General features: G+C 73.5%; 13 protein-coding genes. 7 read left to right on the top strand and 6 right to left on the bottom strand.

Annotated features, from left to right (window positions below):
• Positions 1 to 58: 58 nt before the first annotated feature.
• The gene (locus EV376_RS03245) at positions 59 to 544 is read right to left on the bottom strand and encodes an MSMEG_6728 family protein (RefSeq protein ID WP_130320668.1); all 486 of its coding nucleotides are present in this window, start codon (positions 542 to 544) and stop codon (positions 59 to 61) included.
• A gap of 77 nt (positions 545 to 621) precedes the next feature.
• Here EV376_RS03245 and EV376_RS03240 point away from each other — a divergent pair, with 77 nt between their 5' ends.
• From EV376_RS03240 to EV376_RS03230, 3 genes are all read left to right on the top strand, one after another.
• The gene (locus EV376_RS03240; protein WP_130320667.1) at positions 622 to 2418 is read left to right on the top strand and encodes an NAD-binding protein; all 1797 of its coding nucleotides are present in this window, start codon (positions 622 to 624) and stop codon (positions 2416 to 2418) included.
• A 97-nt stretch (positions 2419 to 2515) separates the two neighbouring features.
• Positions 2516 to 2923 carry a PadR family transcriptional regulator gene (locus EV376_RS03235; RefSeq protein ID WP_130320666.1) on the top strand — a complete coding sequence of 136 codons (408 nt, stop codon included), beginning with the start codon at positions 2516 to 2518 and terminating at the stop codon, positions 2921 to 2923.
• Positions 2920 to 3819: a permease prefix domain 1-containing protein gene (locus EV376_RS03230; protein WP_130320665.1), complete on the top strand. Its 900-nt coding sequence runs from the start codon at positions 2920 to 2922 to the stop codon at positions 3817 to 3819. Before EV376_RS03235 ends, EV376_RS03230 begins: the two co-directional genes overlap by 4 nt.
• A 37-nt stretch (positions 3820 to 3856) precedes the next feature.
• On the opposite strand, the gene EV376_RS03225 is transcribed toward EV376_RS03230, so the two are convergent.
• Both EV376_RS03225 and EV376_RS03220 read right to left on the bottom strand, forming a co-directional pair.
• Entirely contained in the window at positions 3857 to 5080 is a 1224-nt protein-coding gene (locus tag EV376_RS03225; protein WP_130320664.1) for an APC family permease, read from the bottom strand.
• An 11-nt stretch (positions 5081 to 5091) separates the two neighbouring features.
• Complete coding sequence (locus tag EV376_RS03220) at positions 5092 to 5829, bottom strand: phosphatase PAP2 family protein (RefSeq protein WP_207228491.1); 738 nt, start codon at positions 5827 to 5829, stop codon at positions 5092 to 5094.
• A gap of 87 nt (positions 5830 to 5916) precedes the next feature.
• Here EV376_RS03220 and EV376_RS03215 point away from each other — a divergent pair, with 87 nt between their 5' ends.
• Positions 5917 to 7182 carry a DUF4032 domain-containing protein gene (locus EV376_RS03215; RefSeq protein ID WP_130320662.1) on the top strand — a complete coding sequence of 422 codons (1266 nt, stop codon included), beginning with the start codon at positions 5917 to 5919 and terminating at the stop codon, positions 7180 to 7182.
• Between the two features lie 577 nt (positions 7183 to 7759).
• Here the strand turns inward: EV376_RS03215 and nagA are convergent.
• Genes nagA through EV376_RS03200 form a run of 3 tightly spaced genes read right to left on the bottom strand, consistent with a single transcriptional unit; the run spans position 7760 to position 10721 of the window.
• Positions 7760 to 8869: an N-acetylglucosamine-6-phosphate deacetylase gene (gene nagA / locus EV376_RS03210; RefSeq protein ID WP_130320661.1), complete on the bottom strand. Its 1110-nt coding sequence runs from the start codon at positions 8867 to 8869 to the stop codon at positions 7760 to 7762.
• A complete protein-coding gene (locus EV376_RS03205) occupies positions 8866 to 9795 on the bottom strand; it encodes an ROK family protein (protein WP_130320660.1) in 930 nt (309 codons plus the stop codon). Before EV376_RS03205 ends, nagA begins: the two co-directional genes overlap by 4 nt.
• Complete coding sequence (locus tag EV376_RS03200; protein ID WP_130320659.1) at positions 9792 to 10721, bottom strand: sugar isomerase; 930 nt, start codon at positions 10719 to 10721, stop codon at positions 9792 to 9794. Before EV376_RS03200 ends, EV376_RS03205 begins: the two co-directional genes overlap by 4 nt.
• Positions 10722 to 10912: 191 nt before the next feature.
• On the opposite strand from EV376_RS03200, the gene EV376_RS03195 reads away from it, so the two are divergent.
• The 3 genes from EV376_RS03195 to EV376_RS03185 all read left to right on the top strand — a co-directional run bounded on the left by EV376_RS03195 (position 10913) and on the right by EV376_RS03185 (position 13816).
• Positions 10913 to 11698 (top strand): DeoR/GlpR family DNA-binding transcription regulator, encoded by a 786-nt coding sequence (locus EV376_RS03195; protein ID WP_130320658.1) that lies wholly within the window; start codon positions 10913 to 10915, stop codon positions 11696 to 11698.
• Positions 11699 to 11822: 124 nt separating this feature from the next.
• Complete coding sequence (locus EV376_RS03190) at positions 11823 to 12800, top strand: ATP-binding cassette domain-containing protein (RefSeq protein WP_486482857.1); 978 nt, start codon at positions 11823 to 11825, stop codon at positions 12798 to 12800.
• Entirely contained in the window at positions 12797 to 13816 is a 1020-nt protein-coding gene (locus tag EV376_RS03185; RefSeq protein WP_130320656.1) for an ABC transporter permease subunit, read from the top strand. The genes EV376_RS03190 and EV376_RS03185 overlap by 4 nt, the downstream gene beginning before the upstream one ends.
• Positions 13817 to 13829 lie beyond the last annotated feature (13 nt).

The raw sequence follows: 13829 nt of genomic DNA, 5'->3' as shown, positions 1-13829 counted from the left end.
CAGTCTGCGGCAAGGAAGGGCCCCTGCTTGACGCCTCGCCTTGCAGCGGGGCCCCTTCTCAACGCATCGAGCAGCGGCGCTCGCGGTCGGAGGCGGGCCAGACATACTCCAGGTCGTCGGGGTCGCCGTCCCCGAAGAGGGGGCGGTAGTGCGCCGGATCCTTGCGCAGCAGCGACGAGCGGTGACTGCGGTGCAGGTCGTCCCGGCCGAGCCAGGGCGGCAGTTCGCCGGCCTCGGCCAGCTCGGCCTGGGTGCGGACGCGGGTGATGCCACAGGCGGCGGCGAGGTCGGTCGTCAGCGTGGCGGCGCAGGTGTCCGCGCGGCCGGACTCGCACCAGACCGCGCAGATGTCGAGCCCGTACCGGGTCAACGCCTCCTCGTACCCCGCCCACATCTTCACCGCCGGGTGGTTACGCCACCCGTACGTGGGCCAGGTGAGGCCGCGCAGCACCTGGATGGCCTCCACGCGCTGCTTGCCCAGCCGCTTCTGGTCCAGCACCCGGGCGCTGGCCAGAAAGTCCGGGTACGGGAGGAAAGTTTGCATGCCGGTGCTCTACCCGCCGTCCTGTCCGACATTCGTCATGATCGCGGGGCTGCGCGGGCCGCTACCGGCTGACTACCATGCGGCACATGGCGGAGCCCCTGCTCGATCGCGCGCGGCGGGCCAGCCGTCGGTTCCGGGCCAATGGCGACGCGCGGGCGCACTACGTGATCTGCGGTCACGACGCGCTCGCGTACTGGGTGGTGAAGGCCCTGCTCGCCACCGAGCCGCAGACCGCCCGGATGCGGATCACGCTGGTCGTGCCCGAGCGGCGCCGGACGGACAGCCCCGACGGCCGGGACATCGAGGGCGTGGAGGTGATCCGGGCCGACCGGCTGGACGAGGTGACGTTCCGCCGGGCCGGCCTGGTCGGGGCGGACGGGCTGGCGCTGCTGCACCAGGACGACGTCGGCAACATGCACGCGGCCCTGTGCGCGCAGGAGGTGGAGCCACGGCTGCGGCTGGTGGTGCGCATGTTCAACACCGGCCTGGCCAACGGCGTACGGCAGATCTTCCCCGACTCGGCCGTGCTCTCCGACGCCTCGATGGCGGCGCCGGCGTTCGTCGCCGCGGCGCTCGGCGAGGTCGCGCCGGCCCACTTCCGGCACGGCGGGCGCACTCTCTACGTCGCCCGCCGCGACGACGTACGCGGCCAGGACGTGGTGTGCGGGGTGGCGGACACCAGCGACCCGCAGGAGGTCCGGGTGCTGCCCGCCGACGAACGCGCCGCCGACGTGGTGCTCGCCGAGGCGACCGGCGCTCCGCCGGGCACCGAGGTGGCCGCGCGCCGGATGCGGCGGGCCCGGCGGCGGCGCCGTCCGGTCGCGATGCTGCTGCGCGCCGTCCGCAGCTTCGCCACCCGCAAGATCGGCGTCGCCGTGCTGGTGCTGCTGGCGGTGATCGTCGTCCTCGGCGGCCTGTACGCGGGCACCGCCCACGTGGCGTGGGGCGAGGCCATCTACCTGACCCTGGTCACCACGCTGACCGGGCAGGATCCGGACGCCGGCAAGCCGGCCGGCGAGCAGGTCCTCCAGGTGGTGCTCAACCTGGCCGGGCTGGCACTCATCCCACTGATCACGGCCGTGGTGGTCGACGGGATAGTCAACGCCCGGCTGGCCCTGCACTCGGGGAAGATCCTGCCCGAGCGCTCCGGCCACGTCGTGGTGGTCGGCCTCGGCAACATCGGCATGCGGGTGATGGCCCAGCTCAACGATTTCGGCGTCGAGGTGGTCGCCATCGACAAGAACCCGGACGCGCGGGGTGCCGGGCTGGCCCGCCGGCTCGGCGTACCGCTGGTGGTGGGCGACGCGGCGACCGAGGAGACCCTGCGTGCCGCCTCGGTCGGCGCCTGCCAGGCCCTGGTCGTGGTCTCCACCGACGACGGGGCCAACCTGCGGGCCGCGTTGACCGCCCGGGCGCTCAACGACGAGGTGCAGGTCGTGCTGCGGCTCTTCGACGGGCACTTCGCCGAGCGCATCCAGCGGGCCTTCGGGATCGGCGTGTCGCGCAGCGTGTCGTACCTGGCCGCGCCGTCGTTCACCGCCGCGCTGCTGGACCGCGCCGTGATCGCCACGATCTCGGTGGGCCGGCACGCCCTGCTGGTCACCGACGTCTCGGTCGCGGCCGGGTCGGCGTTGGACGGCCGGCCGCTCGCCGCCGTGGGCCGGGTGGGGAGCGTACGCCTGCTCGCGCACGCCCGCTCCGGGCAGCGGTACGACTGGGCTCCCGACCGGCGGCTGGTGATCGTCGCCGGGGACCGGCTGACCGTGGTGGCCCGCCGCGCCGGACTGAACGCCCTGCTCCGCGAGGCCGGCCCGCCCGAGCCGCCACCGCCGGCCTCGGCCGGCACGCCGACTCCCCGCGAGGCGGAGGAGTAACCACTGCCGTCCGCGAGATCCAGGGCGGTAGGCGCATCCCCAACCCCTCTGCCAGACCTCGTGCAGGGCTAGTACTTGAACTGATACAGTACTGGACATGTTTGAGAGAAGCGGGAGCGACTCCGCTCTCCTGGGCGACGTGTTCGCCTCCGACCTGCTCCGCGGGCACACCGACACGATCGTGCTCGGCGTCCTGCGCGGCGGCGACAGCTACGGCTTCGAGATCTTCAAGACGATCCGGGACGCGACCGGCGGCGCCTACGAGATCAAGGAAGCGACGCTGTACGCGAGCTACCGGCGTCTCGTCAAGGACGGCCTCGTCGAGGCGTACTGGGGTGACGAGACCAAGGGCGGCCGGCGGAAGTACTACCGCCTCACCGACGCCGGACGGGCCGTCTACCGCCGCAACGTGGCGGCGTGGGTGGTCACGCGCGACCTCATCGACTCCCTGCTCGACCTCGGCGACCAGCCCGGGGACCGATCACTGGAAAGGCAACCGTCATGACCGCCTCGAACGACACGACGCGCGGGTCCGGGGCAGTGCTCCACCGCCTCCTCGACGACGCCTTCGCGGGCGTCACGATGACCCCCGAGACCCAGGACCTGAAGGAGGAGATGCGCGCCAACCTGGTGGCCCGGGTCGCCGAGCTCGAAGCCACCGGTGTCTCGCCGGACGAGGCCGCGCAGCGCGCGGTGGCCGAGCTGGGTGACGTCCGCTCCCTGATCGACGACGCCGAGACCGGGTCCGAGTCCCCGGTCGCGGCGTGGGAGCGGCACCGTGTACGCCCCGAGCCGGTGTTCCTGGCGCGCAGCGTCGCCCTGGCGGCGCTCGCCGTCGCCGGGCTCGCCGTCCTCGTGCTGGCGTGGTTCGGCGTGGCGGTGTCCGAGCCGGCGCAGCTCGCCGCGATCCTCGCGGTCGCCCTGCCCGCCGGGCTCGTCGTGGCGGATTCCCTGCACCGGGAGACGACCAGCAACTACCCGATGCCCGGCCGACGCGCCGCCGGGTACGGTGCCGCGACCGCGGTGGCGCTGGCCGGTGCCGGCTCCGCGTCGCGGTACCCGCTCGATTCCGAGCTGCCCTGGCTGATCGGCGGCGGGCTCGCCGTCGTGGCGTCGGTGGTCGCGTTCACCTGGTTGGGCGCCACCCAGACGAACCGGCACAAGCCGTGGGTGCTCCAGCTCGCGGCGGCCCACCACGACGTCGGCGACCGCTTCTCCGAGGACCCGGCCGCCGCGGCCCGGTTCGGCCTGTACACCGTGACGCTCTGGTTGGTCGCCGTCTCGGCGTTCGCGGTGCTGGGCGTCACCGTCGGCTGGGCCTGGTCCTGGCTCGCTCTGGTCGCCGGCGTGGCGGTGATGATGTTCCTGCTGGCGCGGATGCTGTTCGCACCCCGACCCTGAAGTGCCGGCCCGCACCGCCCGTGCGGTGGCGATGCCGTCAGCGGCGCAGGGCGTGCCAGAGGGCGCCGACGGCCAGCACGCCGAAGCCCGTGAGCACGCTGGACAGCGGCAGGTTGACGGCGAGCAGCAGGCAGCCGGCCAGCCCGGCCACGGCGAGCGCCTGCCCGGGCAGGCGCCGCCCGGGCTCCCGGCCGAGGGTCAGCGCCGCCGCGTTGGTGATCGCGTAGTACACCAGCACGGTGACGCTCGAGAAGCCGATCGCGTCCCGCACGTCGCCGAGCAGCACGACGATGATCACGATGGCGGCGACCGCCAGCTCGGCCCGGTGCGGCACCCGGTGGACCGGGTGCACGGCATCCAGCGCACCGGGCAGGTCACGGCGGCGCGCCATCGCGAGGGCCGTCCGGCCGACCCCGGCCAGCAGGGAGAGCAGCACCCCGGTGACCGCCACGGCGGCGCCGGCCCGGACCACCCAGGCCAGGCCGGGCAGGCCGGCGGCGGCCACCACGTCGGCCAGCGGCGCACCCGACCCGGCGAGCCGGCCCGGCCCGAGCACGCCGAGAGCGACGACGGCGAGCACCAGGTAGATGAGCAGCACCAGGCCGAGTGCGAGCGGCACGGCGCGGGGAATGGTCCGCTCCGGGTCGCGTACCTCCTCGCCGAGGGTGGCCACCCGCGCGTACCCGGCGAACGCGAAGAACAGCAGCCCGGCGGCGGTGAGCACGCCCCGGGTGGAGCCGCCGGGCTCGCCGATCCGGCCGACCGACACGTCGGTCGCGCCAGCCACCGCGACCAGGGCCAGCACCGCCAGCACGACCAGCACCAGGAGCCGGGTGGCGGTCGCGGTCTTCGTGACGCCGCGCAGGTTCACGGCGGTCACCGCCACCACCGCGGCGACGGCCACGAGCCGGGCCTGCTCCGGCCAGAGGTACGCCCCGACGGTCAGCGCCATCGCCGCGCAGCTCGCCGTCTTGCCGACCACGAACCCCCAGCCGGCCAGGAACCCGGCGAACGGGCCGAGCCGTTCCCGGCCGTAGACGTAGCTGCCGCCGGACTCGGGGTACCGGGCGGCGAGCCGGGCCGAGCTGGTCGCGTTGCAGTACGCGATGAAGCCGGCCAGCGTGAGCGCCGCCAGCAGCCCGACCCCGCCGGCTTCCGCCGCGGCCGGAGCGAACACCACGAAGACGCCCGCGCCGAGCATCGAGCCGAGGCCGATGACCACCGCGTCGCGTACGCCGAGCCGGCGCGCAAGTTGCTCCACGACCGCCGATGCTAGGGGTACGAGGTGAACGGCTGGTTCCAGCGGCCGAGCGCCCCCGGCAGCGGCACGTCGTCCCAGGGCGCCCGGTGCAGCAGCCGGTCCAGCAGCAGGCCGAGCAGCAGCCCGGCGATCGAGTCGGTCAGCCAATGCCAGCCCAGGTAGGTCGTCGTGCACAGCACCACGAGGGGCGGGACGATCCGGACCACGGTGACCAGCCGAGGCGGCATCGACCGCCGGTAGCTGCGCAGCAGCGGCGCGAGCAGCAGGGCGATCACGCCGTACCAGACGATCGCGTTGGCGACGTGCCCGGACGGGTAGGACTGTGCGAACCGCAGCGGCAGTTCGTCCTGGAACAACGGCAGCGTCTGCTCCGGCGGCAGGAACGGCTCCCGGGTGCTGGCGCTGGGCGCGGGCCGGGCCGTCCAGACCTTGAGCGGGCCGATCGTCAGGTAGGTGAGCGCGAACCCGACCACCGGCGGCAGCAGCGGGCGGACCGACCGGAGCCGCAGCGCCAGCAGCACGCCCATCCCCGCGGCGATCAACGTCAGCGGGGTGCCCTGGCCGAGGTAGTTGAGGATCCGCGCGACCCAGTACGCGACCGTCGGGCGGTGCGCGTCCGACCAGTCGGCGACCGATCGGTCGAGGCCGAAGAGGTGCCCGGCCGCGAGGGCGACGGTCAGCGCCACGAGACCGGCGAGCAGCAGGGCGTCGAACCACCAGCCGGCCGGGCGGACCGGCCGGAGCCGCACCCTATGCCGTACCGTTGTGGCCTCCCGCACCCTGGTCACGCTACCGGCCGGGCGGGGTGGCCGATCGGCGCGGTCCGGGGCGGCTGTGTGCCGAGCCACGTGGAGAGGCGTTCCGGCGGGGGAGGGGTAAGACTAGGCCCCGTGCGGATCACCTCGGCCCTCGTCGACCCGGCGCTGCTCGACCTTCCCTGGTCGACCCCGCTGGAGGAGTGGCCCGCGCAGCACCTGGTGGCGCTGCCGCAGGGCATCTCCCGGCACGTCGTCCGGTTCGTCCGGCTGGGCGACTACGTGTACGCGGTCAAGGAGACCGGCGAGCGGGTCGCCGAGCGGGAGTACGACCTGCTGCGCGTGCTGGAGCGGATCGACTTCCCGGCCGTCGAGGCGGTGGCGATCGTGGCCGACCGGCAGGCCGACGACGGGGAGCCGCTGGATCCGGTGCTGATCACCCGGCACCTCCAGTTCTCCCTGCCGTACCGGGCGCTCTTCTCGCGGACACTGCGGCCGGAGACGATGCAGCGGCTGCTCGACGCCCTCGCGCTGCTGCTGGTGCGGATGCACCTGACCGGCTTCTTCTGGGGTGACTGCTCGCTGTCGAACACGCTGTTCCGGCGGGACGCGGGAGCGTTCGCGGCGTACCTGGTGGACGCGGAGACCGGCGCGCTGCACAGTTCGCTGTCGAACGGGCAGCGCGGCGAGGACCTGGAGATCGCCCGGATGAACATCTTCGGCGAGGCGCTCGATCTCCAGGCCGCCGGGCTGCTGCACGAGTCGATCGACCCCGAGGTGGTCTGCGAGGAGGTCGTGCAGCGCTACGAGCGGCTGTGGCACGAGATCACCTACGAGCAGCAGGTCGAGCGGGACGCCCGGCACGACATCGAGGGCCGCATCCGGCGGCTCAACGAGATGGGCTTCGACGTCGCCGAGGTGGCCATGTCGACGATCGCCGACGGGCGGTACCTGGTGCGGCCGAAGGTGGTCGACGCCGGCTACCACACCCGGCGGCTGCTCCGCCTGACCGGGTTGGACGCCGAGGAGAACCAGGCCCGCCGGCTGCTCAACGACCTGGACGCGTACCGGGCCGAGAGCGACCTGACCGACGAGCAGCAGGCGGCGCACCGCTGGCTGACCGAGGTGTTCGAGCCGGTGGTCCGGGCCGTGCCCGCGAACCTGCGCCGCAAGCTGGAGCCTCAGGAGATCTTCGCGCAGATCATCGAGCACAAGTGGCTGCTCTCCGAGCGGGCCGGGCGGGACGTGGGCATGGCGCCGGCGGTGCACTCGTACCTCGCCGACGTGCTCGCGCACCGCCCCGACGAGCAGGCCGTGCTCGGCGTGGAGATCCCGGCCCCGCGCTGACCCGTCGCGTGCCGCTTCGCGGCCCGCTCCCTCCGGTTTCGGCTCAGGAGGCCATCGGCCGTGCCGTGCCATGGCGCCAGGCGCAGGCGATTGGTCAGTTGGCCGCCTTTGGAGCTGATGTCGGAGGTGGATCGGCGACGGTGGCCGCGCGGGAGGGTCACCTGCGGGCCTTGGGGGCGCGACGGCCCGCTGGGGGGGGCGGCTGCGCGTGGGCTGACCTGGCTGCGGGGGGCCCGCGGCGGCCACGGTGGACGGGTTGGCTGGGCTGGCTGTGTGTGGGCTGGTTTCGGTGCGGGGCATTGGCGGCGTGGGTGGGTTGGCTGGGTTGGCTGTGTGTGGGCTGGCCTGGGTGGGGGGCGTTGGCGGCGTGGGTGGGTTGGCTGGGTTGGCTGTGTGTGGGCTGGCCTGGGTGGGGGGCGTTGGCGGCGTGGGTGGGTCGGCTGGGTTGGCTGTGTGTGGGCTGGCCTGGCTCCGCAGCGTCTGATGACGTCAACGGGTCAGCTCCAAAGGCGGCCACTGTTCTCTTGTCCACGTCGAAGGTCGGTGCGGTCGGCCGGCCGCGGTCGGTGGGCGGCGGTCAGTCCAGCCAGGAGCCGGCACGCATCACCCGGACCATGTTCAGGTCGTCGTCGAGCACCACCAGGTCGGCGCGGAGCCCGACGTGCAGCGCGCCCACCCGGTCGCCGAGGCCGATCGCCCGGGCGGGAGTGGTGGCGACCATCCGGGCCGCGTCCGGAACCGGGATGCCGGCCCCGACCGCGTGCCGTAGGGCGGCGTCCATGGTGAGCGTGCTGCCGGCGATCGCACCGTCGCGGGCCAGCCGGGCGACGCCACCGGCCACGGTGACCGCCTGGCCGCCCAGCTCGTACTCTCCGTCGGGCATCCCGGCCGCGGCCATTGCGTCGGTGACCAGCGCGGCCCGCTCGGCGCCGGCCGTACCGGCCGCGAAGGCGAGCATCCCGTCGTGCAGGTGCACGCCGTCGGCGACCAGCTCGCAGACCACGCTCGGCGCGTCCAGCAGCGCGACCACCGGCCCCGGCTCGCGGTGGTGCACCGGCCGCATGCCGTTGAACAGGTGGGTGGCGACGCTCGCTCCCGCCGCGACGGCGGCCCGGGTCTGGTCGTACGTCGCGTCGGTGTGGCCGACCGCCGCCACCACGCCGTGACCGGCGAGCAGCTTCACCGCCTCCACCGCGCCGTCCCGCTCCGGGGCGAGGGTCACCATCCGGACCGTCCCGCCGCCGAGCTCGATCAGCTCGGTCAGCTCCTCGGTGGACGGATCGCGCAGGTACTCCGGGTTCTGCGCCCCGCAGCGCGCCGCCGACAGGTACGGGCCCTCGAAGTGGATCCCGGCCAGCACCCCCTCCGCGACCAGCGGTCGGTAGGCGGTGGTGGCGGCCCGCATCAGCTCGAACGGCGAGCTCACCAGGCTGGCCAGCAGGGTGGTGGTGCCGTGCCGCAGGTGGAACCCGGCGGCGGCCCGGGCCTCCTCGGCATCGCCGGTGGTGAAGGTGTGCCCACCGCCGCCGTGGGTGTGCATGTCCACGAAGCCGGGGAGGATCCAGTGGCCGTCCCGCACCGACGGGTACTCGGCCACCGCGGTGATCCGCTCGCCGTTGATCTCCACGCAGCCCTGACGGATCACCCCGGTCGGGGTCACCACCTTGCCGGTCACCCGTACGGTCATCGTTTCTCCAGGCTGTCGAGGGCGAGCAGGGCGGCGCCGAGGCAGCCGGCCTCGTCGCCGAGGGCCGCGGTCACCAGGCGCGGCTCGCGGTGGAAGGTCATGCGCTCGCGCAGCGCGGCGTGCAGCGGATCGAGCAGTTGGGCGCCAGCCTGGGCCAGGCCGCCGCCGAGCACGATCGTCTCCACGTCGTAGAGAGCCTGCCCGGTGGCGAGCCCGTCGGCGAGCGCCTCGACCGTTTCCGTCCAGACCTGCCGGGCCGCCGGTTCCCCGGCAGCGGCCCGAGCGGCCACCTCCGCCGCGCTCACCGCGGGTGTCACCGCGAGCTCCGCGTAGCGCCGGGCCACCGCCGACGCCGACGCGACCGCCTCCAGGCACCCGGGTCGGCCGCAGCCGCAGCGCGGTCCGCCGGGGCGTACCAGGATGTGGCCGATCTCCCCGGCGGCGCCGTGCGCGCCGGCGGCGGCCGCGCCGTCGACCACGTGCGCGGCGGCGATGCCGGTGCCGATGGCGACGAAGAGGACATGCCGGGCGTCCCGGCCGGCGCCGAGCCGAGCCTCGGCGAGGCCACCGACGCGCACGTCGTGGCCGAGTGCCGCCGGCAGCCCGAGCCGCGTCTCGGCCAGCTCCCGCAGGGGTACGTCGCGGAACCCGACGTTCGCCGACCAGACCGCCACTCCCCGCGCCTCGTCGACGACACCCGGGACGGCGACGCCGAGAGCGACCGGGGTGAGCCCGTCCAGGCGGGCCTTGCCGGCCAGGGCGCCGGCCACCTCCAGGATGGTGTCCACGACCGCGGCGGGCCCCCGCGCGGCGTCGGTCGGATGGCGCTCCGTGTGTACGACCGTGCCGTCGCGGCGGACCAGGGCGCACTTCATCCCGGTGCCGCCGACGTCGAGCGCGACGACGACCTGACCCGGGGAACTCACGCGAGGACCACGGACCGGCTGAGGTGCCGCGGAGCGTCCGGGTCGAGGCCCCGGCTGGTGGCGAGCGTGACCGCGAAGCGCTGCGCCAGGATCAGGTCGGCCATCGGGTCCAGCGGAGTGCGCCCGGCCGCCCAGTTCCCGATCACGCTGCGGCACCCGTGGGTGCGGCTGTGCGCGAAGGCGGCGCCGGTGGCGGCCACGTCCTCGGCGAGCCCGTCGGGCAACTCGCCGAACGCCCAGACCAGCCGGCCCGGGGCGGCGACGGAGATCGGGCCGTGCCGGTAGTCCATGGCCGGGTACGCCTCGGCCCAGAAGGTGGCCGCCTCGCGGCACTTCAACGCGGCCTCGTGCGCCAACCCGACCGTCCACCCCCGGCCCAGGAAGGTCACCTGCTCGACGCGGGTCGGGTCGATCGGCAGCGGCGCCCGCACCGCCACCTCGGCGTCGGCGGAGAGCGCGGTGACGTTGTCGCCCAGGTGCGCCCGGAGCAGGGCCAGTGCGGTGGTCGCGAACCGGGTCTGCACCACCGCCCGCTCGTCGGCGAAGGGCAGCGGCACCGCCGCGTCGGCCAGCTCGGCGGCCGGCGAGGCCGGGTCGCCGACCAGCACGGTGGTGGGCAGCGTGCCGCGCAGTGCGGCGAGCAGCTCGGTCACCTCGGTGGTGGTGCCGGAGCGGGTGATCGCGACGAGCCGGTCGTAACGGCGGCCGGTGGGGAACTCGCTGGCCTGGAAGGCGTCGCTCTCGCCGTGGCCGGCGTGCTCGCGGCGGGCCGCGTACGCCATCGCCATGAACCACGACGTGCCGCAGCCGACCACGGCGACCCGGTCGCCGGGGCGGGGCAGGTGGTCATCCACCGTGGCGGCCAGTTGCGCCGCCTCCCGCCAGCAGTCGGGCTGGCTCGCGATCTCCGCGTCGACGTACGACATGAGAACTCTCCAGAGAGCGGTGCGCAATACGGCTCGTTAGACCCGTCTTTCGCGCGTCATTGTGCGCGAGCCCGGGTCTCCGTGGCAACCGTGCCCGCGATCGAGCAGAACAAGGTTTTGCCTCCTCGTAGTTTCGCGCACTAGTGTGCACGCAATCAATCACCGACCGCGCAGTAACTGGAGGACCTGGGGTGGACCGGTACGCCAGATGGAACGCCCTGCTCGAGATGCTGACCGAAAGTGGCCGGGTCACCGTCGAGGAGGCCGCCGGGCGCCTCGACGTCTCGCAGGCCACCATCCGCCGTGACTTCGACCAGCTCGCCCAGCAGCAGATGATCACGCGTACCCGGGGCGGGGCGGTCGCCAACGGTGTCTCGTACGACCTTCCGCTGCGCTACAAGACCGCCAAGCACTCGGCCGAGAAGCAGCGGATCGGCACCGCGGCCGCGGCCCTGGTGTCACCCGGCACGGTCGTCGGTCTCAACGGCGGCACCACCAGCACCGAGGTGGCCCGGGCCCTGGCCGTCCGGCCGGATCTGAACACCAGCGCCGAGGGTGCCCAGCTCACGGTGGTCACCAACGCCCTCAACATCGCCAACGAGCTGCTGGTCCGCTCGCGGATGAAGGTGGTGGTCGCCGGTGGCGTGGTGCGGCCGAAGTCGTTCGAGCTGGTCGGCCCGCTCGGTGGCGCACTGCTGCGCGAGGTCACCCTGGACGTCGCGCTGCTGGGCGTGGACGCGATCGACCCGCAGCTCGGTGCCGCCGCCCATCACGAGGGCGAGGCGGCGATGAACAGCCTCATGGTGGCGCGCGCCAAGCGGGTCGTGGTGATAGCGGACTCGTCCAAGCTGGGCGGTCACGCCTTCGCCCGGATCTGCCCGGTGGACCGGGTGGAGACCCTGGTCACCGACTCCGGTGCCGCGCCCGAGGTGGTCGAGGCCTTCCGCACCGCCGGCGTCCACGTCATCTGCGCCTGACCATCCGGGAGCGTGTCGTTTGCATACCCGGTACTGAACCCGGGTGCATACCGCGTATGGTGTCCTCCGACACGCCCATCATCGGGGGAGGTGCAGCTTGGCAGCTGTTCTTGAGATCGAAGGTCTGCGAAAGACCTACAAGAGCCGACGACGCGGCACCCGGAACGCGCTCGACGGCTTCGACATGCGCGTCGAGGCGGGCCAGGTGCACGGCTTCCTCGGCCCGAACGGGTCGGGCAAGACGACGACCCTCCGTACGCTGCTCGGCCTCATCCGGCCCGACGGCGGGCGGATGACCCTGCTCGGCCACGAGGTTCCGGCCGCCCTGCCGGTGGTCGCCGGCCACGTCGGCGCGATCGTGGAGAGCCCGCAGTTCTTCCCGCACTTCAGCGCCCGGGACACGCTGTCCCTGCTGGCCGGCGCCGGCGACGTGCCGGCCCGGCGCGTCGACGAGGTGCTGGAGCTGGTCGGGCTGCGGGACCGGGCCGGCGAGCGGGTGAAGACCTACTCGCTCGGCATGAAGCAGCGGCTCGCCGTCGCCTCCGCCCTGCTGAAGAACCCGCAGCTGCTGATCCTGGACGAGCCGGCGAACGGCCTGGACCCGGGCGGCATCCGCGAGATGCGGACGCTGATGCGGAACCTGGCCGAGTCCGGAATGACCGTGGTGCTCTCCAGCCACATCCTCGGCGAGATCCAGCTGATCTGCGACTCGGTGACCATCATCTCGCTGGGCCGGCGGGTCGCGTTCGGCCCGGTCGACGAAGTGCTGGCGGCTCACTCGGCCAACGCCGTCCGGGTACGCCTGGAGGCGGCCACCGATCTGGCGGCGGCCGCCGAGACGTTGACCCGGGCCGGGATCCGGGTCACCAGCGAGACCGATCACCTGATGCTCACCGGGGTCGACAAGCCCGCCACGGTGACCCGGCTCCTCGCCGAGCAGGGCCTCTACGTCAGCGAGCTGGCCCCGGTCGCCGCCGACCTGGAGAGCGTCTTCCTCGAACTGACCGCCACCGCGCCGGTTCCCGGCCAGCACCGGCAGGTCGACCAGTCCACGAAGGTCGGTGAGGCGGGGCAGCCCACCGCGGGAGGGCAGAGCGCGTGAGCCTCTACCGTACGGAGCTGCGCCGACTCACGAAGCGGCGCTTCACCCGCTGGATGACCCTGCTCGGGCTGCTGGTGCTGGCCACCGTGGTCGTCGGGGTGTTCCTGTCCAACCAGAAGATCGACGCCACCGCCCGCGCCAAGGCGGAGGCGACCGCCGAGCAGCACTACCAGGAGCAGGTGCGCTGGGCGGAGCAGGAACGGGCCTCGTGCGAGGCGGCCAAGGCGAGTGGGACGGCGACCGACCCGGGTCGGTACCCGGACGACTGCTCGGTGATCAGCGCCCCGCCGCGCGAGTCCGTCGAGGCGGACTGGTTCCTGCCGTCCACCTTCGACTTCCGCGAGGGCTTCGGCTTCACCCTGCTGCCGCTGGCGGCGATCCTGGCGCTGGTCGGGTACATCGTCGGGGCCTCCTTCGTGGGCGCCGAATGGAGCACCGGCGGCATGATGAACCTGCTGCTGTGGCGGCCGAACCGGCTCTCCGTACTGCTGACCAAGCTGGCGGCGCTGCTCACCGGCCTGCTCGCGCTGGCGCTGACCACGACGGCGCTCTGGTTCGGCAGTTTCTGGCTGATCGCCATGTTCCGCGGTAGCACGGAGCGGATGACCTCCGGCGCCTGGCAGTCCTTCGCGCTGACCGGGCTGCGTGGGGTGGTGCTCGCGCTGGTCGGCGCCAGTCTCGGATTCGCGCTGGCGTCGCTCGGCCGGCACACCGCGATGGCGCTCGGCGGGGCGATCGCGGTGATGGTGGTCGGCCAGTTCGGCCTGGCCGTGCTGCTCGAACTCGCGGGGGTCAAGTTCGCCCAGGCGTGGCTGCTGCCCACGTACGCCGTGGCCTGGATGCAGAAGAAGGTCACCCTGGAGAACTGGCAGGCCTGCCAGACCAGCTACTTCGGTGAGTGCAAGCCGGAGACGCTGGACATCACCTGGCAGCAGTCGTCCGTGCTGCTCGCGGTCTCGCTGGTGGTGATCCTCGGCGGGGCACTGTGGGCGATGCGCCGACGCGACATCTCCTGACGGTCGTGGCGGG

It is taken from the genome of Micromonospora sp. CNZ295, assembly GCF_004217535.1.
The sequence above is the reverse complement of the archived record's forward strand: the minus strand, read 5'-3'. Positions and strand labels throughout refer to the sequence as shown.